The sequence below is a fragment of the Mycolicibacterium komossense genome (genome assembly GCF_025822605.1).
Taxonomy (GTDB): Bacteria; Actinomycetota; Actinomycetes; order Mycobacteriales; family Mycobacteriaceae; genus Mycobacterium; species Mycobacterium komossense.
Genome location: NZ_JACKTY010000021.1, coordinates 77,364 through 99,942 on the forward strand (window position 1 = coordinate 77,364; position 22,579 = coordinate 99,942).

At 67.3% G+C, this 22,579-nt stretch carries 19 protein-coding genes; 12 read left to right on the forward strand and 7 right to left on the reverse strand.

The annotated features are described in order from the left end of the window. The first annotated feature begins 63 nt into the window (after window positions 1-63). From H7J73_RS10035 to H7J73_RS10045, 3 genes are all read left to right on the forward strand, one after another. Entirely contained in the window at window positions 64-2,706 is a 2,643-nt protein-coding gene (locus H7J73_RS10035; RefSeq protein ID WP_308207402.1) for a glycoside hydrolase family 2 protein, read from the forward strand. Between the two features lie 126 nt (window positions 2,707-2,832). After that, a complete protein-coding gene (locus tag H7J73_RS10040) occupies window positions 2,833-3,498 on the forward strand; it encodes a GNAT family N-acetyltransferase (RefSeq protein ID WP_264067195.1) in 666 nt (221 codons plus the stop codon). 2 nt (window positions 3,499-3,500) lie between these two features. Then, entirely contained in the window at window positions 3,501-4,796 is a 1,296-nt protein-coding gene (locus H7J73_RS10045; RefSeq protein ID WP_264067196.1) for a competence/damage-inducible protein A, read from the forward strand. A gap of 9 nt (window positions 4,797-4,805) precedes the next feature. Here the strand turns inward: H7J73_RS10045 and H7J73_RS10050 are convergent, their stop codons facing one another. Beyond that, window positions 4,806-5,723 (reverse strand): alpha/beta fold hydrolase, encoded by a 918-nt coding sequence (locus H7J73_RS10050; protein WP_264067197.1) that lies wholly within the window; start codon window positions 5,721-5,723, stop codon window positions 4,806-4,808. A 59-nt stretch (window positions 5,724-5,782) separates the two neighbouring features. Beyond that, window positions 5,783-7,255 (reverse strand): amidase, encoded by a 1,473-nt coding sequence (locus H7J73_RS10055; protein WP_264067198.1) that lies wholly within the window; start codon window positions 7,253-7,255, stop codon window positions 5,783-5,785. A gap of 177 nt (window positions 7,256-7,432) precedes the next feature. On the opposite strand from H7J73_RS10055, the gene H7J73_RS10060 reads away from it, so the two are divergent. From H7J73_RS10060 to H7J73_RS10080, 5 genes are all read left to right on the forward strand, one after another. After that, window positions 7,433-7,924, forward strand: a complete 492-nt coding sequence (locus tag H7J73_RS10060) for a lipoprotein LpqH (RefSeq protein WP_264067199.1) — start codon at window positions 7,433-7,435, stop codon at window positions 7,922-7,924. A gap of 65 nt (window positions 7,925-7,989) precedes the next feature. Then, the gene (locus H7J73_RS10065) at window positions 7,990-9,585 is read left to right on the forward strand and encodes a hypothetical protein (RefSeq protein ID WP_264067200.1); all 1,596 of its coding nucleotides are present in this window, start codon (window positions 7,990-7,992) and stop codon (window positions 9,583-9,585) included. Next, window positions 9,582-10,907 carry a CHAT domain-containing protein gene (locus tag H7J73_RS10070; protein WP_264067201.1) on the forward strand — a complete coding sequence of 442 codons (1,326 nt, stop codon included), beginning with the start codon at window positions 9,582-9,584 and terminating at the stop codon, window positions 10,905-10,907. The genes H7J73_RS10065 and H7J73_RS10070 overlap by 4 nt, the downstream gene beginning before the upstream one ends. Before the next feature lie 94 nt (window positions 10,908-11,001). After that, the gene (locus H7J73_RS10075) at window positions 11,002-12,348 is read left to right on the forward strand and encodes a hypothetical protein (protein WP_264067202.1); all 1,347 of its coding nucleotides are present in this window, start codon (window positions 11,002-11,004) and stop codon (window positions 12,346-12,348) included. Next, on the forward strand, window positions 12,345-13,487 hold the full coding sequence (locus H7J73_RS10080; protein WP_264067203.1) for a hypothetical protein: 1,143 nt from the start codon (window positions 12,345-12,347) through the stop codon (window positions 13,485-13,487). Before H7J73_RS10075 ends, H7J73_RS10080 begins: the two co-directional genes overlap by 4 nt. Window positions 13,488-13,494: 7 nt before the next feature. Here the strand turns inward: H7J73_RS10080 and H7J73_RS10085 are convergent, their stop codons facing one another. Beyond that, a complete protein-coding gene (locus H7J73_RS10085; protein WP_264067204.1) occupies window positions 13,495-14,343 on the reverse strand; it encodes an AraC family transcriptional regulator in 849 nt (282 codons plus the stop codon). A 24-nt stretch (window positions 14,344-14,367) separates the two neighbouring features. Between H7J73_RS10085 and H7J73_RS10090 the strand changes: the two genes are divergently transcribed. Next, window positions 14,368-15,630 carry an amidohydrolase family protein gene (locus H7J73_RS10090; RefSeq protein ID WP_264067205.1) on the forward strand — a complete coding sequence of 421 codons (1,263 nt, stop codon included), beginning with the start codon at window positions 14,368-14,370 and terminating at the stop codon, window positions 15,628-15,630. A 13-nt stretch (window positions 15,631-15,643) separates the two neighbouring features. Next, on the forward strand, window positions 15,644-16,105 hold the full coding sequence (locus tag H7J73_RS10095) for a GNAT family N-acetyltransferase (RefSeq protein ID WP_264067206.1): 462 nt from the start codon (window positions 15,644-15,646) through the stop codon (window positions 16,103-16,105). A 32-nt stretch (window positions 16,106-16,137) separates the two neighbouring features. Here H7J73_RS10095 and H7J73_RS10100 read toward each other — a convergent pair whose 3' ends face one another. The 3 genes from H7J73_RS10100 to H7J73_RS10110 are packed head-to-tail and all read right to left on the reverse strand — an operon-like array spanning window position 16,138 to window position 19,357. Then, complete coding sequence (locus tag H7J73_RS10100; protein WP_264067207.1) at window positions 16,138-16,578, reverse strand: response regulator; 441 nt, start codon at window positions 16,576-16,578, stop codon at window positions 16,138-16,140. Further along, window positions 16,575-18,206, reverse strand: a complete 1,632-nt coding sequence (locus H7J73_RS10105) for a sensor histidine kinase (protein ID WP_264067208.1) — start codon at window positions 18,204-18,206, stop codon at window positions 16,575-16,577. The genes H7J73_RS10100 and H7J73_RS10105 overlap by 4 nt, the downstream gene beginning before the upstream one ends. Next, window positions 18,203-19,357, reverse strand: a complete 1,155-nt coding sequence (locus H7J73_RS10110; RefSeq protein ID WP_264067217.1) for a PP2C family protein-serine/threonine phosphatase — start codon at window positions 19,355-19,357, stop codon at window positions 18,203-18,205. The genes H7J73_RS10105 and H7J73_RS10110 overlap by 4 nt, the downstream gene beginning before the upstream one ends. Window positions 19,358-19,555: 198 nt before the next feature. Here H7J73_RS10110 and H7J73_RS10115 point away from each other — a divergent pair, with 198 nt between their 5' ends. Beyond that, on the forward strand, window positions 19,556-21,241 hold the full coding sequence (locus H7J73_RS10115; protein ID WP_264067209.1) for an acetolactate synthase large subunit: 1,686 nt from the start codon (window positions 19,556-19,558) through the stop codon (window positions 21,239-21,241). On the opposite strand, the gene H7J73_RS10120 is transcribed toward H7J73_RS10115, so the two are convergent. Continuing rightward, window positions 21,234-21,824, reverse strand: a complete 591-nt coding sequence (locus H7J73_RS10120; RefSeq protein WP_264067210.1) for a class I SAM-dependent DNA methyltransferase — start codon at window positions 21,822-21,824, stop codon at window positions 21,234-21,236. The genes H7J73_RS10115 and H7J73_RS10120 overlap by 8 nt on opposite strands. 636 nt (window positions 21,825-22,460) lie before the next feature. On the opposite strand from H7J73_RS10120, the gene H7J73_RS10125 reads away from it, so the two are divergent. Next, the coding region (locus H7J73_RS10125) for an MmpS family transport accessory protein (protein ID WP_264067218.1) at window positions 22,461-22,579 on the forward strand (119 nt) is incomplete at its 3' end.

Consider the following 22,579-nt stretch of genomic DNA (forward strand, 5'->3'; position numbering starts at 1 on the left):
TTTCCTGCATTTGCCCGCCCCGAAGCGGCGCCTTCGACGATCGAGTTGGCACAGGGTTGGCGCTTGGCCTCGGCGCGCGATGTGTCCGCCGACGGGGCGGCAGTCTCCAGCGCCGGCTATAGCGACAGCGACTGGCATGCCATCAAGCAGATGCCCTCGACCGTGCTGGAAGCACTGCAGGATGACGGCACCTATCCCAATCTGTATTTCGGCACCAACCTGCGCGACGACGTGCCGGCGGACCTCTATCAGCAAGACTGGTGGTACCGCACCACGTTCACCGCGCCGGCCGGGCACAGCACCTACGCGCTCGGGTTTCCTGGTATCAACTACCGGGCCGAGATCTGGCTGAACGGCCAGATGGTGGCCGACAGTAAACAGATCGTCGGGATGTATGTCAGCCACGACCTCGACGTCACGCCGTGGATTCGGCCCGGCGAGCAGAACACCCTCGCGGTGAAGGTGACCCCGGAGCAGGCGATCCAGGATGTCGACGGCGTCGAACTGGCCGACAGCTGGTATGACTGGCTCAACTGGAAGTACCTCGGATACCAAGGGCCCCAGAAGAATCCGGCCAACGGCAATTCGTTCCCCCCGGACCGCAACGCCGGTATCTGGAAACCGGTGTACCTGCGGACCTCTGGCGCGGCGACACTGGGGACAGCAACGGTCACCACCGAACTTCCGCTGCCCGCCACCGATTCCGCGCGCCTGACCATCGACGCCGACGTGCGTAACAACTCGTCGCAGAAGATCCGCGGTGTCCTGCGGGCCACCATCACCCGGGCGGGCAAGCCGGGCATCCAGGTCGAGCAACCGGTGACGCTCAATCCCGGCCAACAACGCGAGATCAGTTTCAGTCCAGATGCGTTCACTGCTCTCACGGTGGCTCACCCGGACCTGTGGTGGCCCTACACCATGGGCAAGCCGGATCTCTACGACCTGCAGCTGGAGTTCCGCCAGTACGACCGTGTGGTCGACACCGCCCACCAGCGCTTCGGGATCCGCACCGTCACCCAGCACCGCGATTCCGACGACCAGTTCCCCGAACTGGGGCAGGGCGGCAACTTCTACCTCACGGTCAACGGCAAAGACTTCCTGATCCGCGGCGCGACGTACACCCCTGACCTGCTCTACAAGTACGACCCCGGCCGGGAGACCGCGATCCTGCACTATGTCAAGGATCTCGGCCTCAACATGCTGCGGCTGGAAGGCAAGTTCCCCGGCGATCACCTCACCGAGACCGCCGACGAGCTCGGTATCCCGCTGATGTACGGGTGGATGTGCTGCAACCAGTGGGAGAAGTGGTGGCAGTGGGACGAAGAGGACCGCAACGTCGCGCAGGCGAGTATGCGGTCCCAGATCGAGGAGTTCGGCCCACACGCCTCGGCCTTCATCTGGGCCAACGGCAGCGACGGCCGACCACCCCCGGAGGTGCGCGGCTGGTATCACGACATCCTCGCCGAGGAACACTGGCAGAACGCCGTGGTGGACACCGTGTCGTCGATCAACCACGACGAGGACGGCGATATCGCCTGGGACGGCATCCAGATGGCCGGTCCCTACAGTTGGCGCCCTCCGAGCTACTGGTTCGCCGGTCAATACGCCGCCACCCGCGGATCGTCGGCCGAACAGGGCGACAACGAACACATCCCGCCTTATGCCAGCCTGAAACAGTTCATCCCGGCGGACAAGCTGTGGCCGATCAACGACGACTGGTATTTCCACGCCGGCTCCAACGCGAGCAATTCGCAGCTCTCCAGCATCCGTACCGCGGTGGTCCGCCGGTACGGGACATCGCAAAGCGCCGAGGAATTCGCCCGCAAAGCCCAACTCGCACACTATGAGTCGACCAGGGCCCAGTTCGAGGCGTTCGCCGCGAATGGGTGGGACAACCACAAGATGACGATCTACTGGATGCTCAACAACCACTGGCCGTCGTTCTTCGGGAATCTGTTCGACTACTACCTGCGTCCCGGCGGCGCCTACTACGGCGCCAAAACGGGACTGCGGCCACTATCGGTGGTGTTCGACAGCTACGCCACCGGCGATCACGCCCAGGCGAAGATCACCGCGGTCAACCAGTCACCGCAGAATCAGAAGGACCTCAAGGTCCGGGTTCGCACCTACGATCTCACCGGCCGGGTGCGCGACGACCGCACTGTCGACGGGATCGACATCCCTTCCGGCGGAGCGACTCCGGCGCTGAGCCTGCCGCGGATTCCGGTGGACTCGCCGGTGTACTTCGTGCGCTGCGAGCTACTGGATAACTCCGACACGGTGCTCAGCGAGAACGTCTACTGGCAGTCACAGCAGCGCGATGACGTCGGCGATCCGCGCAACGATGCGGCGTTCGACCTCAGGCAGGCCAGCTGGGCGGACATGACGGCACTGAACACCATGGCGCGTGCGCCGCTGGACATCCACGCTCAGCGCGCCTCCGACGACAGTGCCGCCGTGACGATCCAGCTCGCCAACCCGTCCAGACAGGTGGCGTTCTTCGAACGCGCGGAGGTGATGTCGGCGCGCGACGGCGACGAGATCCTCCCGATCGAGTACAGCGACAACTACGTCACGGTGTTCCCCGGTGAGACGGTTACGCTGCGCGCGACGGTACCGGCGGGCTCGGCGGGGACACCGGCGTGGGTTCGGGTCAGCGGGTACAACACCGACCCGGTCGTGGTGCCGGTCAGCCCAGGTGAATAGCCGCCCGTGCGCTAGCGTCACGCCAGGTGCGCGGAGACCGGCGAGTCGACGAGTCCGTAGCCGACGGCGATACGGAACCCCGCCGACGGGTGCGGCGCGGACGGTCGGCTGTTCTAGGCTTGGGCCATGCCTGATCAAGACATCGCCGCCGACCGCCGCGAAATCACCGACGCCCTGATGACCGCACTGAACCGCCGGCACGAGGTGCTCGACGCGATCGTCGAGGCCGAGGACCGGGCGACCGCGGTCGACGCCATCGCGGCACTGCTCGGCACCTCGGCTCGGTCTGCCGAGGCCGTGCTCGGTCTGTCGTTCAACCAACTGACCAAGGATTCGCGCCGGACGATCGCCGCCGAGCTCGACGATCTGAACAGCCAGCTGCACTTCACGCTCAACGAGCGGCCCGCCAGCAAGGGGGAGACGCTGGCGCTGCGCCCCTTCGCCAGCGCCACCGACCGCGATCTGTTCGCCGCGCGCACCGAGGAAATCAAGGCAGCGGGTGACGGTTCCGGTGCTCCCGCAGGCAATCTGGACGACGAGATCCAGGCGGCGCTGAACCGGGTGGCGGCCGAAGAGGCGGCGTGGTTCGTGGCGGTCGAAGGTACCGACAAGGTGGGCATGGTCTTCGGCGAGCTCGTCGACGGCGAGGTCAACGTCCGCGTCTGGATTCACCCCGAGCACCGCAAACACGGCTATGGCACTGCAGCACTGCGTAAGTCGCGTTCGGAGATGGCGGCGTACTTCCCTGCCGTTCCGATGATCGTCCGCGCGCCGGGCGTCGCACCGTCGTAAGGGTGAGCGTCCGCGCGGGAATCGTCGTCACCGGCACCGAGGTACTGACCGGCCGGGTCCAGGACCGCAACGGTCCCTTCGTCGCCGATCGCCTACTGGAGCTGGGCGTGGAGCTGGCGCACATCACCATCTGCGGTGATCGTCCGGCTGACATCGAGGCGCAGCTGCGTTTCCTGGCCGGTGAAGGTGTGGACCTGATCGTCACCAGCGGGGGACTGGGCCCGACCGCCGACGATATGACCGTTGCGGTGGTCGCCCGGTTCTGTGGCCGGGAGCTGATTCTCGACGCCGCCCTCGAGGCCAAGATCGCCGAGATCCTCACCCGTCTGATGGCACGGCGCGCGACAGGCCCCGGCAATGACGCCGATTTCGAGTCGGTGCTCGCCGCCAACCGCAAGCAGGCCATGATCCCGGCCGGGGCGGTGGTGCTCGATCCCGTCGGGACGGCTCCCGGGGTCATCGTGCCCGGCGACGGACCCGGTCGGCCGACCGTGTTGGTGCTCCCCGGGCCGCCGCGTGAGCTGCAACCGATGTGGCGCACGGCCACCGAGACCCCGGCGCTGCAACAGGCGATTGCCGGGCGCACGCAGTACCGCCAGGACACCGTGCGGATGTTCGGCCTGCCGGAATCGGAGTTGGCGGAAACCCTGCGCGATGGCGAACACGTCATCGACGCCTTCGACCGTCTGGAAATCACCACCTGCCTGCGGCGGGGTGAGCTGGAAATCGTCACCCGATACGAGCCGGACGCAGCGCCCGTCTACGACCGGTTGGTCGAGCTGTTGCGTGAGCGCCACCGCGAGGAGGTGTTCTCGACCGACGGTGCGTTGGTCGACGATCAGGTCGCCGAACTGTTGTCCGGCCGGCGCATCGCGACGGCGGAATCGTGCACCGCCGGGCTGGTCGCGGCGCGGCTCACCGAGCGCCCCGGTTCCTCGGCGTATGTGATCGGTGGTGCCGTGGTCTACGCCAACGACGCGAAGACCGAACTGCTCGGCGTGCCCGCGGAGCTGATCGCGGCCGAAGGCGCGGTGTCCGAAGGTGTCGCCGAGGCGATGGCAGACGGAGCGTTACATCGCTTTTCGGCGGATACCGCGATCGCGATCACCGGCATTGCGGGCCCCGGCGGCGGAACCGACGCGAAACCCGTTGGCACCGTGTGTTTCTGCGTGAAGGTGCGCGGCGGTGCGTCAGCCATCAGGACCATGCGACTGCCAGGGAGTCGGGCCGACATCCGCGAGCGATCGACAACCATCGCGATGCACCTGCTCCGACGGGTGCTCACGAGCGAGGAGTGAGCGGGCCAACTACGGGGTGGCGGTCGCGTCGTCCCAGAGTTCCATCATGGTGCCCAAGATGTCCTCGGCCCGCCCGAGGCCACCGAGGTGACTCTCGCCGGGCAGCGTGTACAGCTCGGCGTCGGGCAGCCTGGACACCACGTGCTGGCCGTGCGTATACGGCACGATGTGGTCCAGATCGCCGTGCCACCACCGCACCGGCACCTTGACCTCGTCGAGCCGGAAGCCCCAGTCGCGGGCGAACACCACGACATCGGCGAATGGGGCGGCGAGCTGTTTGCGGCCACCGTTGAGCAGATCGTCGAGGAACATCGCCTTGAATTCCGGGCGGGCCAGCATCCGGCGGTCACCTTCGGGGGACATCCGCGCGTAGAGCTCCAACGCCACGGGGGCGACCGGCCGGATCAGCCGGATTAAGCTGACCGCCGCCAGCCGCAGCGGGAGACCGACGATCGGAAGTGCGGGCGCCACGAAGGACGCCAGCGCCATCACGCCGCCGCCGATGGCGTCGGGGCCGATGGTGGGGGCGACCCCGCCCAGCACGCCGATGGCCAGCACGCGGTCGGGCAGCACGGCCGCGCACCCCAGGGTGTATGGGCCGCCGCCGGACAGCCCGACCACGGCCATCTGGTCGATGCCCAGCACGTCGGCGATCGTGTGCAGGTCGTGGGCGAAGTCGGCGACAGTGCCGTACTGATGCGGGGTGGACGAGCCGATCCCGGGCCGGTCGATGCCGATCAGCCGGATGCCCTGCTGTTCGGCACAGAGCCTGGCCTCCACCGGAATCTGCCTGCGGGCACCGGGGGTGCCGTGTAGCCAGAAAACGGCCCGGCCCTGTGGATCACCGAATTCGGCAAAACCGATCTGGCGATCACCGCCGACGGCAACATTGCCTTCCAGCTTGGGGCGTGCGATGGGGACGACCATGTGGCCCAGTGTCGCATGTGGATTGTGGGCCCCGACACAGTCGGCTCAGACCAGGACGGTCAGTTAGCTACGGGTGCCACCCAGCGTGCTGGTCGCCGCGACGCCCACGGCGTCGCCGCTTCGAGCTGGCCGGCCAACTGCAGCAGGATCGTCTCGTCCGGCGCCATCAGCTGAACCCCGATGGGTAGCCCGCCGGAGGTGGTGCCCAGCGGCAGGGAGATCGCGGCCCAGCCGGTGACGTTGGCCAGCGTTGTCCATCCGGTGGTGGCGAACTCCACGTCGAAGAACGCCCTGGTGGTGCCGCGCGGCTGGTCGAGCAGCGCATACGGCGGCGGGGGAGTCAGCAGGGTTGGCACCAGCAGGACGTCGTGATCGCCCATGGCGGTGACGAAGCGACGGGTCTGGGCGTGGACGGCGTCGATGGCCGCGGCGTAGGCGACGCCGGTGGTGTGGAACCCTTCTCGGACCATCACCCAGGTGCTGGCCTCGAATTCGTCCTCGTGTGGTTCGCGACCGAGATGGGCGGTCGCCATGGCGTGCAGCTGAGCGTTGCTGACGGTATGCAGGACGGCGATCGCATCCGTGACTTCGTCCGGATCGATTGTCGGCGCTCCGGGCTCCACGTGGTGGCCCAGGGATTCCAGCACCAGGCCGGTCGCCTCGACGGCCGCGGCGACCTCGGGGTCGGTGGTGGTGCCCGGGAACGGTGAGGTGGTCGCGATCAGGATTTTCTGCGGGGCGGGCAGTTCATACATCGACGTCAGGTAAGGGGCGGCCGGTGGCGGCGCGGAGTATGGATCGCCCGGTGCGGCGCCCGCCACGATATCGAGTAGCGCCGCGCTGTCGCGCACGGATCGGGTCAGCGCGTGGTTGTTGACCAGACCTTCCATCCCGTGGCCGGCGCCGGGCGCAAACGAGGTCCGCGCGCGCCGCGGTTTGAGTCCGACGATTCCGCAGCACGACGCGGGAACGCGGATGGAGCCGGTGCCGTCCCCACCGCTGGCCGCCGGGACGACGCCCGCGGCCACCGCTGCAGCCGACCCGCCGCTGGACCCGCCGGGGGTGATCAGTGGGGACCACGGGTTGACGGTCGGCCCGAACAGCGACGGCTCGGTGGTGCAGTGGTTACCCCACTCCGGGGTGTTGGTCTTACCGAACACGACGAGCCCGGCCGCCAGGTACCGCTCGATGATCCCGGCGGTCTCCGTCGCGATGTGGGTTCGGAAGGCCCGGGAGCCCATCGCCTCCGGTGCGCCCGCCAGCGACGCGCCAAGATCCTTGAGTAGGAACGGAACTCCCGCCACCGGGCCGGCATCGGGCCCGCGCAGGGAGCCGTCGGCGTCAAGGGTGGCCGCCTGCTCGCGTCCGCGCTCGAACAGGTCGGTGATGACGGCGTTGAGATCGCGCGCTGCCTCCACCCTGGTGATCGCGGCGTCGAGAAGTTCGGTGGCTGACAACTCGCCGGAGGCAACGAGACTGCCCTGCCCGATCGCGTCGACGCCGGCGAGTTCAAAGGCGAGATGTGCGTCCATTAGCGAGGATCTTGCGGGCTCCGGCTGCGGGTGGCAACTCCTGGCGGGACTCGACGGCTTTTCGGCTCAGGGCAAGGGCGATCAGGACGATGGATGTTGGGATCGGTAGCGCGGGTCCCCGTCTGTACTTCCCTTCGACGGCGCCAACGAGGCGGCGCGGAGAGGAAGGGAAGACCCGTGAAACGAGTTCTCGCGGCAGTGATCGGATTGAGCACGGGTGCCACGATCCTGATGGCCTGCTCGGAAAACCAGAGCCACACCAGTGCCAGCAGCAGCCCGGCTGCCAGCAGTGCGACCGCAAGCACAGCGGCCAGCAGTAACGAGGTCAAGGTCGATGGCGCAGATTTGGCCGGCCTGGATCTCAACACCGTCACCTGCGTGAAGTCGGCAGGCAAGATCACCGTGGCCAGCGGTGCCGTCGGCGGCCAACAGGGCATCGGCATCGTGATGACCGATGCCGCCACTCCGACGGTCGAATCGCTGGGCATGGTGGTCGACGGAAACTCGCTGGCCGTCAGCGACAGTATGGGTATGAAGGTCGGCTCCGCTGTGGTTTCGGTGGACGGCAATTCCTACACCATCACCGGTGAAGCCACGGGCGCCGATATGAAGAACCCGATGGCCGGGATGATCAACAAGAAGTTCACCGTCAAGGTGACCTGCAACTGAGCGGAGTAGCTCCGGCGCGCGGCGGGTGTACCAGGCGCGCCCGCCGCGCGTTTTATGATGCAGCCGTGTCGCCCGACCTCGACGAGGACCTGCACCGCGCGCGTCGACTCGCGTTCGCGGCCGAGGAGGAGCGCGCCCGAGACCTGCTGCTATCGCTGTTGGCGCGGATCGCGCAGAGTGGTCGCGAGGATCTGCTGATCGACGTCGTCGCCGAGCTCGGCAGCATCTATCTGACCCGCGGTGCCAATGATGCTGTGGCTGACTGCATTCGGACGATCGGGCCAGGCGTCCGCCAGACACGCTTCCTGCAGGTCGGGTTGTTCGCGGCCGACGGTGAGCATGACGCCGCCGCAATCGAACTGGCGCTACTCGCACCGGAGCAGGATCATCTGCTGACTTACGCCACCATATTGTGCGCCAGGGCCCTCGGCGAGGATGATCTGCACAGCAGGGCAGCGCCGATGTGGGAGCGGGTGATCGCCGACCTCGGCCCACCGGGCGCGGACTCCGGCGAAGCCGACGACCACCTGCTGGTGACAGCGGCCACCGGTTACGGCAGGTTCTGTGTCGAGACCGGTCAGCTGGCCCGGGCGATCCCCTGGCTGCACCGGGCTGGTGCCAGGGCGGCTGCACGCGGCTGGGAACTCGCCACGGCCAGAACGCAATTGGAACGCGGTGCCGCGAGTTGGTCAGCTGGTGACCACCTGATGACGGAGCAACTGGTGGCGCAGGCCTATCCGGTGATCGCCCGCTACGCCCGCGCCGACGACGTATCACGCTGCTGGCTGTTGTTCGGCCTGACCCGGATGGGCGCGGGTGCACTCGAAGCTGCCGACCAGTGCTTCGCACAGGCCGAACGGCACTGGCGTGAGCTCGGCAAGCCCCTGTACATCCACCGTATCCTGCTGCAGCGCAGCTGGATTCCGATCTTCTTGGGCCGGTTCGCCGAGGCGGTCGACCTGGTTGGGCGCGCCAGGGAAGCGCTGGATTCCTGGCCGCGGGCCAGCTGGTTGCAGTACGCCCGACTCGACGATCACCTCGGCACCATCTGGCGCGCCGACGGTCTGGCCGATCTGGGCTTCGACGGCGCCGGTGATCCGTCGGAGAACTGGCAGGCGGCCCAGGCCAGGCAGGCGACTGCGCTGGGGGTGACCTACGCCGAGCCCGGCAGTGCCGCGTACCGCAACGCCGCGGCCAAGCTCGAGCGTGCCGCCGACCTGAAAGTGCCTGCGGCGCTGGCGGTGGATTCGGTGCGTTATTCGATCGCCGACGCGGACGCCAGGTTGCGATGGGCCAGCCGGGTCGCCGCGCCGATGCTGGCAGGTGCCTTCGCCGTGGCCTGGGAGGCCGACAACACCCAGCTGATCAGTGAGCTCATCGAATACCACAGTGCACGCGGCACATTCAGCTCGGTTCCGCCATCCGGGCAGCCGGGGGACTGGGCAACGACCGCCTTGTCGTCAGAGCCTGCAGAGCTGGCGGTGGCCGCAGCGGGACCGCCGGCACCGGTCGCTGCGGGGCTGACCCGGCTGGGCCCGTTGCCACCCCTGCGGATGCAGCCGGACAGCGCACCCATCCTCGGGCGTTACCGTGCCCTGGCGCAGGCGCGATATCACCGCGACGTCACCGCCGCCGAGACCGCCTGGTCGACCTCGCCGTGACCGCTGCCGCCGAGCCCCTCACGCTGGTCCTGAGGTTCGCCGACGTCGGCATTGCGACCTACGCGAGCCTGCGAGTGCTGCGGCAGCCGGCCAGGACTGTCACCTGGGTGGTGGAGCAACCCATTCTGCTGGCGGCGTTGCAGCAGCTGGCAGACGCTCTGCCTGATCCGCACCCTGGCGAGAGCCGCGGACAGGCCGTCGAAAGGGCCCTGACGACTGGGGCGTTCGCCGCCGCGCAGACAGAGCTGACCGTCGCCTACGTGCTCGGTGTCCTCCTGATCGGTCCGGCCGGCTGGGACCTGCTGATGGAGTGCATCGCCCAGCCCCGCGCGGTGTTGTTCGTGACGCCGAGCGCCCGGCTGGCCGGCGTGCCCTGGGGTCTGCTGGCTGTTCCCACCACCGGGCCCACCCAGGAGGAACTGGTCCGGGCGCGAGCGGCAGCCACCACGGCCCGCGGCCAGGAACCGGCGCGGATCCCTTGGCGGCTCGATGATCTGAGCGCGCGCACCGAGGGCTACCGCTTGATGGAGTTGGTGGACGTGCTGATGGCGGCGCCGCCGAATATCGTGCACTCACCGCGCACCCCGACACCGTATTCGGAGTTGCTCGAGCACCCGCCACTGTTGATCCTCGACCCCAAAGTGCCGGGCCAGCGCCCAGATTCGGCACTGGGTTCGGTGTTGGGCCGGCCGACCCCGAAGACTCCGTTGGTGCGGCACTTCGGTGAGCTGACGCGGCGGCAGGAGGTGCTGCCGGGCGCCGGTGCCGCCGTTGACTTGTTCCGGCGCACCGATGCCGACCGCGACTGGCTGGCGGCGCTGCTGCAGCAGGCTCCGAGTCGACTGTTGTTCGTCGGGCACGCGAGCGCCGCCGACGGTGATCTCGGACATGCGGACCGGGCGGCGATCCACCTGGCGGAGCAGCGCGCATTGACCGCCGCCGACCTGATGGCGCTGCGCCTGCCGCTACCGCCGCGGGTAGCGCTGCTGGCCTGCGAGTCCGGCGGCGACTACCGGTTCGACGAGGCCACCGGCCTGGTTGCGGCGATGATCCTCGGTGGCGCGCAACTGGTCACCGCCACGTTGTGGTCACTGCCCACCGGCGCCGGCTACCGGCAATTCTGCGCGCCCGACGAACCGGGTATGGATCCGATGGCTGAGCTGGTCTGCGCGGTCGATGAGGCGCATCAGCAGCCGGAGGCGGCGCTCGCGGTGAATCGCTGGCAGCGGGCGCAGATGCGCCGCTGGCGTGACGGGGACGTGACGGCCAGCCCGGTCTACTGGGCGGCACTGGTGACGTTCGCGGTGGACGGGCAGCGGTAGCCGGTGCGAGGGGGAGCCCGGCAGTCCCCGCGCACCGGGCTCGCCGGTCTCGACAACTACCGCCTCACCATTTCGGCGCGCCTATCCTTGGCAGATGAGCACCAGCCCGCAGGCGATACCCGTCGCCGGGGCGCCCGGTCCGGACGGGCAGCGCCCTCGCCGGGCGGTCATCGATCAGGCGTGGCGGGCGATCGGTCCCGGTGTAGAAGTGCTCAGCGGTGACGACGGCGGGCCTCTGCGCAGGACAGTCAAACGCATCCTCGATCCGCTGGTTCTGCGATTACGGGCCAATCCCCAGTTCTCGGCGCCGGTCCTCGACGCTGAGGTGGCCGCGGCCGTCTATGACCTGGTTGTGGACAATGCTCACTATTTACGTTGTGCCGCAGCATGGTTCGCGGCACTGAAACTGGAGCGGCGGCGCCTGCGGTTGACCACCGGCAATAGCCAGGAGCTCTATTTCCCGGTGTGTTTCGAGCTGGCCGTCACCGCGGGCGCGCCGGACCGGCCGGGTCAGCGCAGCCCCGAAACCGTCCTGCGCGAGATCCACCGGGACCGGGATCGCACCGCCATCGAGGTGCTCAACCGTTACGTGGCCGACCCACGGGTGATCGCCGGGCTGACTCGACAGCGCGACCGCAGCTGGCGTGACATCCAGCCCGGCGACACCATCACCGGCCCGTTCCTGGCCGGACTCACCACCGTCCTCGGCCCGGCCGCCGGCCATCGCGAAGCGGTCGCGCGCCAGCGGGCGTGGTCGGCACTGATCGCGGATGCGACGCCCTTCAACCTCGGGGCACTGGCACGGCGGCCGGCCCAGGAGCTACCTTGGTCGATCGTCGAGGTCGGGCTCAGTTCCGTTGCCCCGCAACAGCTGCCACCAATCGGTCCGGAGTCGAGCAGTGAGCGTCCGCTCGACCGGACCGTTGTCGACCGGGTCCGGGCCACCTTGCGCCGCGCCATGGATCGCGACGAGCTGCCCGATATTCCGGCCCTGTGCGCCGAGGAGGTCGACCGGGCCTGCGCGCCATGGGGACTGCTGGCCGACGACAAGCAGGCCGCCCTGGTGGCGGGAATCGCGCTGGCGGTTCAACTCGACCCGCTGACCGACCACGCCGACACTACCTACGAGTTGGCCGCTCGGATTCAGGCACGGCTGCGCAAGGAGGCCTATGTCCTGCATGCGCGGCGCTATCTGATCGACGGGGGACCGGTGCACCCGCGCCAGCAGCAGGTCATCGATGACCTCTCCGCATTCGTCCGCCCCTACGTCAGCCGGCTCTGGGCGCGGCTACACGGCCGTGACGTCTGGCAGGAACCCTGCGATGACGTCGACGAGGTACGGGCACTGCTCGAGGGGGTGGCGCGGTCGGTGAGCCTGGATCATCGACAGCGCATCAAGGCGATGCTGGAATTGCATCCGGCCGGAGGGAGCGCCGGATGAGACTGGTGACCGAATCCGGGCTGTGGAGCACCGCGGCCCGGCCTGCGCCGGTGCCCGCGACCGCATTGCTGGAGGTCAGCGGTGCGGTGCTGTCCTGGCCGGTCGACGACCCGGCGGCGGCACCGCAGATCACGTTCACCGATGTGCGCCGGGCCGACTGGCTGTGGCGGGTGTTGGGCGAATCCGGGCACAACGCCGTCGTCACCGCTCTGGACGGCGCGGCTCGCAGCGCGGGACCGAACCTCGAAATCGCCGGCGTCGAGTTGATCGGGGGATCGGTCGATCCGCTGCGCGCACTGGCGCTAGGACACTGGCTGCGCCGGTGGTGGCCCGCCAGTGCGCGCGCCGGTATCCCGGCCCTGGACGCGGCGCTGCTGGATGCCGAGATCGCGCTGCGGACGGTCGCGGCCCAGGACTACTTCACCGACGACACACCGGACTCCGACGTCGGGGAGCTGCTCGCCCCGCATCCGGTGGCGCTCACCGCGCACGCTCTCGGTGGAGATCCCCGGGTGGTCGGTCTCGCCAGAGCGTGCGGCGAGCTCGCGTCGGATATCGGACTGGAGGGCGCCGGCTGGGCGCGGTTGGAAGCCGCTCTTGATCAGCTACCGCCGCCCGGGGCCGACGTGTCTGCCGGCCGGCGGGACGATTACGCGTTGGCCGCGGGTACCGACGGCGGTCGCGGCGGTGTGGGCGCCATCGCCGACGGGGTGGATTCGCTCCGGTGGACGACTGTGGCGCCGGGCATATTCGATGCGGCCGAGGACACCGTGCACTGGACCGTCGAGACCCGCGGCGGGCTGGCTGTCGCGATCGTCACCGTCGCAGTGGGCGGTACTCAGTCGGCGTCGGGGGTGGTGGTGTCGCTGCGAACCGGGGACATCAGCGGGACCGGTGTGCTCGATGCCGGCGGTCGGGCACTGTTGCCTCTGCTTGACGCAGGCCGGCTGCCGGTGACGGAATCCGTTGCCTGGGATCGGGACTGGGCCTCGACCCGGGTGACGGTCGGCGACGACGTCCAGTCCGATGAGTCACCGGAGATCCGTGAGCGGATCCGCCGCTTCGCGCGCGACCGGCTGCAGCAGCCGGCGCAGGACGCGTACCTGGCCGAGATCCTTGCCGCAGAATGGGATTACTGAACTGTCGTCACGCCTGGGTCTGGGTGACGCGGCGCCGATACGACGACGGGGTCTCCCCGCAGAACAGTGTGAACGCGCGGGTGAACGAGCTCACGCTCTCGAAGCCGACGGCGGTCGAGGTGTCCTGTACTGACTGTCCCGGCGCGGCCAGCATCGCCATCGCCCGCAGCATGCGGGCATGCAGGAGGTAGGTTCGCCACGGCAGGCCGAGAGTGTCCTGGAACAGCCGGCGCAGCGTGCGTTCCGACACGGCGACGGCCCGGCAGACCTGGTCGGCCGTCACCGAGTCGAGGTGCTCCTTGGTGAACGCCATCGCGGCCGCCACGATCGGGTTGTCCGATGTCGGAAGACTCAGTGGCGCTTCGTGATCCAGCGCCTCGGCGACCAGGGCCGCCAATGTGCGGAAGAAATTGTCCGACTCGTCGTCACCGGCGGGCCGGTTGATCGGCCACTTCAACGCATAGATCATCATCTCGCGGATCAGCGGCGACACTGCGATGATCCGGGCCCGGCCGCCGCCATCCGGGATCAAACCGGGGTCGAACATCACCGCGACCGTCTTCACGTCGGGGTTCATCACGGCCTGGTGTTCGAGGCCGACGGGGATCCACGCCGCCTGCTGCGGTGGCAAAAGGTAGTGCGCCGTATCGGTTTCGACCTCGACCAGCCCATGCAGGGCGTACTCGATCTGATGAACCTCGTGCGAGTGCCAGCCGGTGATCAGCCCGTCACCCTCGTAGAGATAACTGCCCGCCAGGGCATGGCCGCCACGGCGGAGTTCGATCACCGGGCGAATCGGTGCGGCCAACTTGGCCGGTTGGGCTAAACCTCTGTCCGATGGCGCAGAGACGGTCACACCGCTAGAGGGTACTAGTTGGATATGAATACCGACGACCTGATTCTGGTCAGCATCGACGACCATGTCGTGGAGCCTCCCGATATGTTCCTCAACCACGTACCCGCCAAGTACAAAGAGGACGCACCGATCGTCGTACAGGACGATCAGGGCGTCGACCGGTGGTTCTACCAGGGCAAACCACAGGGAGTCAGCGGACTCAACGCAGTGGTGTCCTGGCCTCCGGAGGAGTGGGGCCGCGACCCCGCCGGTTTCGCCGAGATGCGGCCCGGCGTCTACGACGTGCACGCGCGGGTCAAGGATATGAGCCGCAACGGCATCCTGGCCTCGATGTGCTTCCCGACGTTCACGGGCTTCTCGGCCCGGCACCTCAACCAGCACCGCGAGGACGTCACGCTGGTGATGGTGTCGGCGTACAACGACTGGCATATCGACGAATGGGCGGGCAGCTACCCTGACCGCTTCATCCCGATCGCCGTGCTGCCGACCTGGAACCCCGAGGCCATGTGTGCCGAGATCCGTCGGGTGGCCGCCAAGGGCTGCCATGCGGTGACCATGCCGGAACTGCCGCATCTGGAAGGCATTCCGAGCTACCACGACGAGGACTACTGGGGCCAGGTCTTCCGGACCCTGTCCGAGGAGAACGTGGTGATGTGCCTGCACATCGGCACCGGATTCGGGGCGATCAGCATGGCGCCCAACGCGCCGATCGACAACCTGATCATCTTGGCCACGCAGGTTTCGGCGATGTGCGCCCAGGATCTGCTCTGGGGTCCGGCGATGCGTAACTATCCCGACCTGAAGTTCGCCTTCTCCGAGGGGGGTATCGGCTGGATCCCGTTCTACCTCGACCGCAGCGACCGGCACTACACGAACCAGAAGTGGCTGCGCCGGGACTTCGGCGACAAGCTGCCCAGTGACGTCTTCCGTGACCACTCGCTGGCCTGCTACGTCACCGACAAGACATCGCTGAAGCTGCGGCATGAGATCGGGATCGACATCATCGCCTGGGAGTGCGACTATCCGCATTCGGACTGCTTCTGGCCTGACGCGCCCGAGCAGGTGCTGGCCGAACTCAACGCCGCCGGTGCTGACGACGTCGATATCAACAAGATCACCTGGCAGAATTCGTGCCGGTTCTTCGGGTGGGATCCGTTCGCGCGGATCCCCAAGGAGCAGGCGACGGTGGGTGCGCTGCGTGCGACGGCCACCGATGTCGACGTGTCGATCCGGCCGCGCAAGGAGTGGGCGGCGCGATACGCCGAGGAGCACCTCGCGACCAGGTGAGTACGCTGCGGTCGTGGCTGACACCTGCCTGCGGCGCGCCGACGCCACAGACCTGCCCGCGATCACCGACCTTGTGAATGCGGCATACACCAAGTACGTCGAGCGGATCGGTCGGCCGCCGGCGCCGATGACGGCTGACTATGCGCAGCTGCTGCAGTCGTCACGGATCTGGGTGATCGACCGCGGCACAACACTTGTCGGCCTCCTCGTCACCGAGAACAAGGGCGACCACCTGTTCCTCGACGTCATCGCCGTCGCGCCCGCCACCCAGGGCAGTGGCTACGGTCGGCAACTGATGGACCGCGCCGAATTCGACGCCGCCGAACAGGGCCTGACCGAGGTGCGGCTGTACACCAACCAGGCGATGACCGAGAACCTGACGTTCTACCCGAAGCTGGGTTACCAGGAGACCGCCCGCGGGAGCCAGGACGGCTTCCGGCGGGTGTTCTACCGCAAGGTGCTGAATCCCGGCTGAGGCGGCGCCCCCGCGCCAGCTCGCGCCGCGAATCAGGTGTGGGGAAGCCGGACGACCTGAACGAAGAACTCGTCGATCTGACGTACCGCACCCATGAATTGATCCAGGTCAACCGGTTTCGTGACGTAGGCGTTGGCGTGCAGTTTGTAGCTGCGCAGAATGTCTTCTTCCGCTGACGATGTGGTCAGCACAACGACCGGAATGTGGCACAGGTCGGGATCGCCTTTGATCTTTTCCAGGATGTGTCTGCCGTCGTACTTGGGCAGATTCAGATCGAGCAGGATCAGATCCGGTCGAGGCGCGTGTTCGTAGCTGCCGCGCTGGTAGAGGAAGTCCAGACCCTCCTGCCCGTCGTGCGCCACGTGGAGTGTGTTGTTGATCTTGTTATGCTCGAACGCTTCCCGCGTGATCAGCTCATCACCGGGGTCATCCTCGACGAGCAGGACGTCGATCGCTCGACTGGCGGGAGTCATGGTGGTGGTCCTTCCGTAGTGGCCGCGGGATTACGGTCCAACTTGTCAGTGGGTACCGCACCTTCGGGCAGGGTAAACCGAAATCGCGTTCCCTCGGTGTAGGAGCTGTCGATCCAGATGGTTCCGCCATGGTGCTCGACGATTTTCTTGCACAGCGCCAGTCCGATACCGGTGCCGGAGTAGGCATCGCGGACATGCAGGCGTTGGAAGATGACAAACACCTTGTCAGTGAATTCCTCCGGGATGCCGATTCCGTTGTCCGACACGGTGAACAACCAATGACCATCGTGGTCACCGGTACCTGGTACGCAGCCGATCTCGATCCGCGGCGGCACCCCTTCGCGGCGGAACTTGATCGCATTTCCGAGCAGGTTCTGCCACAACATGGCCAGCAGCGTCGAATCCCCGTTGATCGTCGGGAGTTCGCTATTCGGGCGTTCGATCGTGGCGTCGGACTCCTCGATGGCGGCGGCGAGATTCTCCACCGCGGTGCTCAACGTGGCTTCCAGGTCGACGTCGGCGTAGGCGGAGTTCAGTCGGCCGACACGGGAAAAGGTGAGCAGGTCGTTGATCAGTGCCTGCATGCGTTTGGCGCCATCCACGGCGAACCCGATGTACTCGGTGCCACGTTCGTCGAGTTTGTCTCCGTAGCGGCGCTCCAGCAACTGGCAGAAGGACGCGACCTTACGCAGCGGCTCCTGCAGATCGTGCGAGGCGACGTAGGCGAACTGCTCCAATTCGGCATTGGAGCGGCGCAATTCGGTGGCTTGCTCGTCGAGGGCTTCGGTTTGTGTCACCAACAGGGCGCGGGCCGCCTGCGTCGTTTCCAGTTCGTCGACGATTCGCTGCCGCATGTTTTCGACATCCATGGCGATGGCCCGAATGTCCTTGGGGCCCTGCGGAACAATCTCTTGGGTGAAGTGTCCTTCGCTGGTCCGCCGACACGCCGCAGCCAGCGCGTTCAGGGGGCGGGTGACCGCCGTCTGCATGACGATCGCCAGCGCGATGGCCGCGATCAGCACCACCACGATGATGGCGATCAGTACCCGGTCCCGCCACGTCCGGATCGCGTTCAGGTTGGTGATGCCGTCCGCGCGAGCAGTGGTCAGGTGTTGGTTCTGGACGTCGAAAAGTGTCCGGATACTGTCGAATTCGGTCTTCCCGCGCTCGGCCAGATCGGAGTTCACCACCCCGGGCCGGCCAGGCGTCACACCGGCGATGAGCGGTTCGGCGAACGAGGTCCGCCACGTCGCCGACGCCTGCTCGATCGCCTCCACGTCGGATATCAATTCCGAGCGGCCGGTGGCCCGTTGGCGGATGTCGTCGACCGCCGTCGCCTCGGCGGTCATACCTTCGTGATAGGGCGTCAGGAACTGTGGATCGGCACTGATGGCGTAACCGCGAACCGCCGTTTCCTGGTCGCGAAGTGCAGCCTGCAGCCGGTAGGCCGCCGATCGCGACGGCTGGATGATGTCAATCAGCTCGCCGGACACATCGTCGGTGCGGTTCATCAGGATCCCGCCGCCGATCGCGCCGCCCAGCACCAGGATGCCCATCACCACCAGCACCAGCATCTGCAGGCCCTGCACGGTGAACGGGCTCTTGCGCCAGGGACCCGGATCGATCATCGCGCCGCCCGTTCGACCCGCACCACCGCGATATCGTCGGTCAACCCGCCCCAGGCCTGGGCCCGGCGCTCGGCGCTGGCGATCAGCGCATCGACGAACTCGGGACCCGGCAGTGAGGCGAACGACCGGGCCAACTCGAGGAGGCCGTCCTCGCCGAGGCGCTCGTTACCGCGCCCGGAATGCCCTTCGAACAGGCCGTCAGTCAGTAGCACGATCGCGTGCCCCTCGGGCAGTTCCAGCTCGTTGAGCGGCCAATCGGTACCGCTGAGGCCCAGCGCCCGCCCGCTGGGCGGTTCCAGCCAGTCCACCGTGTCCGGTCCGTGCACGAGCATGCCGGGATGGCCGGCCCGGATCGCCGTGAACCGCAGGCTGTCGGGGGCGAAGGCGAGACTGAGGACCGTCGCGAAGGTGCCGACACTGGAACTCTCGGCACGGAGCAGGCGTTCGAGCTCACGCATTCGTTCATTGCCGCGCAGACCGGCGAAGGTCAGTGCCCGCCAGCCGATGCGCAGCGCCACCCCGAGAGCGGCCTCGTCGGGGCCGTGTCCGGCTACGTCGCCGACCACGACGTGCACGGTGCGATCAGGTGTCTGGATGAAGTCGTAGAAATCGCCGCCCAGCAGGGCATCTTCGCGACTGGACCGGTAGCGGGCGACGATATCGACGCCGGGGTTCTCCAGCAGCAACGGCGTAGCCAGCAGACCGCGTTCGAGGCGCGCGTTCTCCTTGGCCCGTAGCTCGCTGGCATGCAGTTCGACCGCGGTCAGCTCGGCCCGCTTGCGTTCGATCGCGTACAACAGGGCACGCCGCAGTACCTCGGGCTCAACCCGGCCCTTGATCAGGTAGTCCTGCGCGCCGGACGCGACGGCTGACATTCCGAAATGTTCGTCGTTGAGGCCGGTCAGCACCACGATCGGCAAGGTGGCGTCCAGCTTGGCGACGTCGTCGAGCGCGGCGATCCCGTTGGCATCCGGCAGGTTCAGATCCAGCAGGACGCAGTCCGGGCGGAAGTGGGCGAGTTCACGCTGGGCGGCGGCCACCGACTCCGCCCACACCAGTCGGATATCGCCGACCGCATCGGCGATCAGCTCTTCGACCAGCAGTGCATCGCCACGATCGTCTTCGACGAGCAACAGGGATAACGGCTTCATATGTGAGGCGACAGCGATCTCGGCCCCGACAGCCAGTTCCGCGCCATGCGGCCCAACCATCCCCAAAACAGGTCCTCACGTCACGACAATCCCGACACACGTACCCCTGTGCTGGAGTCCGACGTCGGGCTAACAATACCGGCAGTGGCGCGTGAGTCTGCGCGTTGGGGGAAACCGCCGGTGACTAGGCTCTCGCCCATGGACGAAACGAGTCGAACCGAGAGTCCAACCCAGAGTCGAACGACGGCCGAGTTGATCGTCGAATGCCTGGAGAACGAGGGCGTCACGCATGTCTTCGGCATCCCGGGCGAAGAGAACATCCGGTTGGTCGACGCGTTGTCGAGGTCGACCATCGACTATGTGCTGACCCGCCACGAGCAGGGTGCGTCGTTCATGGCCGAGGTGTACGGCCGGTTGACGGGAAAAGCCGGGGTGTGTTCGGCCACGCTGGGACCCGGCGCCATCAACCTGCTCCTCGGTGTCGCCGATGCGACCACGAATTCGACGCCGCTGGTTGCCATTTCGGCTCAGGTCGGGATGCGGCGGAGCTTCAAGGAATCGCATCAGGGCGTTGACCTGGTCTCGATGTTCGCCCCGGTGACCAAGTGGTCGGCGCTGGTAGCGACGCCGGGGTCGGTTCCGGAGATGGTCCGCAAGGCCTTCAAACTCGCACAGACCGAACGCCCGGGAGCGGTTTACCTCGCGGTACCCGAGGACGTCGAGCAAGCGGACGCGGCTCCCGAGGCACGGCCCCTGCACGTCAACGTCCCGCGCCCGGACGACCCGTCTGCCGCGCAGCTGGACCGGGCCGCGCAGATCCTGCGCGCGGCGCGTAACCCGATCGTGCTGGCCGGGCACGGCGCCGCCCGCGCCGATGCCGCCGAGGCGGTGCGCCGGTTCGCCGAGACGCTCGGCGTCCCCGTCGCCACCACGTTCCACGGTAAGGGCGTCATGCCCGATGACCACCCGCTGGCGCTGGGCGCCGTCGGCTTCATGCGGCACGACTACGTGAACTTCGGCTTCGACAGTGCCGACGCGATCGTCGCTGTGGGCTACGAACTCCAGGAGTTCGACCCGATCCGGATCAACCCGCGCGGGGACACTCCGATCATCCACATCCACCGCTTTCCGGCCGAGGTCGACACCCATTACGACGTGGCCGTCGGCCTGCACGCGGATATCGGGCGCAGCCTCGACGCCCTGGCCCAGGCGGTCGGTCCGGAGCAGCGATACACCGCCATCGGCGAGCGTATCCGCACCCTGCTCTCCGCGGAACTCGATCGCGGCCGGACCGACGACAGTTTTCCGCTGGCGCCCGCGCGCATCGTCGCCGACACGCGGGCGGCGTTGGCGCGCAGCGATATCGCCTTGGTGGACACGGGCGCACTGAAGATGTGGATGGCGCGGCTCTACCCGACCTACCAGCCGAACACCTGCCTGATCTCCAACGGTCTGTCCACCATGGGCTGGACGTTGCCCGGTGCGATCGCCGCCAAGATCGCCCGGCCGGAGGCGAAGATCCTGGTGTCCACCGGCGACGGCTCGTTCCTGATGAACTCCCAGGAGATCGAGACCGCGCTGCGCGTCGGGACCCCGATGGTCATCCTGGTCTGGGTGGACGATGCCTACGGGCTGATCAGCTGGAAGATGGACCTCGAAATCGGCCACAACGTCGACACCCGGTTCACCAACCCTGACTTCGTGGCCTATGCGCAGAGTTTCGGCGCCACCGGCTACCGAATCGGCTCGGCCGACGAACTGTTGCCCACTCTGCGGGAAGCCCTGGCGGCCGACACCGTCAGCATCATCGCCTGCCCAGTCGACTATTCGGCCAACAGCGCACTCATCGCGTCGCTCGGCGAGTTGGACGATTCGTTCAGCTGACGAGCCGGTGCACCGACACCGCGTAGTCGCCGTCGTCGAACGGTCGACGATCCCACGTCCCCCAGCGTGCGACGGGTTCCAGCCCGGCGGCCGTCGCCAGCGTGTCGTAGTCGCCGAGCGACAGGCGGTCCGGCCGCAGCGAGAATCCCGAGACCACCAGCGCCCCCGGGCGGAGCCGGGCGGCCAGGTCTCGGAGCACGTCGCCTTCGGTGCCCGGCTCGAGGAAGATCATCACGTTGCCGGCCAGCACGATCAGGTCGAACACACCGTCGACATGTCCGCTGAGGTCGGCCAGATCCGCTTCGATCCAGGTCTGCGCGGGCGCCTTGACGCGGGCCGCGTTCAGCATCCCGGCATCGGCGTCGACACCGGTGACGGCGAACCCCCGGCGGGCCAGCTCGATCGCCACCCGGCCGGTACCACAGCCGGCGTCGAGCACGCGGGAACCGCCGGCCTCGCGCAGGAGCTCCTCGACGAGGTCGGCTTCTCCGTGCGGGTTGTGTCCTTGCGCGGCCAGAGCATCCCAGCGGGCGTCGTAGTCGTCGCCGCGCGGCGCACCTGTCCGCTGCCACCTGGTGCTCACGCGTCGATAGTAGGTCGCCAGCAGCGGGCAAACTCCCCGGCACCGCCGGCTAGGGTCGTTGAGGGCCGGGGTTTACGTACGCATGTACGTGAATTGACCGGTGGCGGGGTGTTAGCACAACGTGCATTCGGAGCTGTTCCGCAGGGTGCGGGAAATTGCGCTTCCGTCCGCTGGCGCGTGCCCGTCGACGGCGCGTTCCGTCGGGATCGTTCGGTCGTCGATATCGTTCGGTGTCCGAGCCGGCCGCAGCGGTTGACTCAATTCCCTTGTTGTGAAGAATGATTCGCGGTTCTGTGGTTGATCGACAGTGCACTGCGTAGTGGTGGAGATGCGTCCGGCCGGCCTCGTTCGGTCGCCCGGTCGCTGCGTTCGGCGACGCCGGAATCAACACTGTTTCCCGTCAGCGGGAAAGGCGAGTCGAGTGTGGTGAAATAAACGTCACCCCGAACGCCGAATGCTCACCGTCGAGCCTCTGGTGAAGCTTCCCACAGCTACATGCGTATTCTGTGGTGCCGCTTAGAACTTAAATGTACTAATCTATGGCGACGGTAAGAAGAATGAGGTCGATATGCCACGGACAAACGGCTCTTCGCGGGGAATTCCCGCTCCAGTCGCCAGCGCGGAAACCGCCGCCGCATGACACGCGTGCTGAAGCGCGCCTGGATTCCGGTGCTGATTGTCGTGGTGGTGCTGATCGGGGCTTTCACCGTGATGCGGATCAAGACGTTTTTCGGGGCGCCGGATCCGGCGAGTCA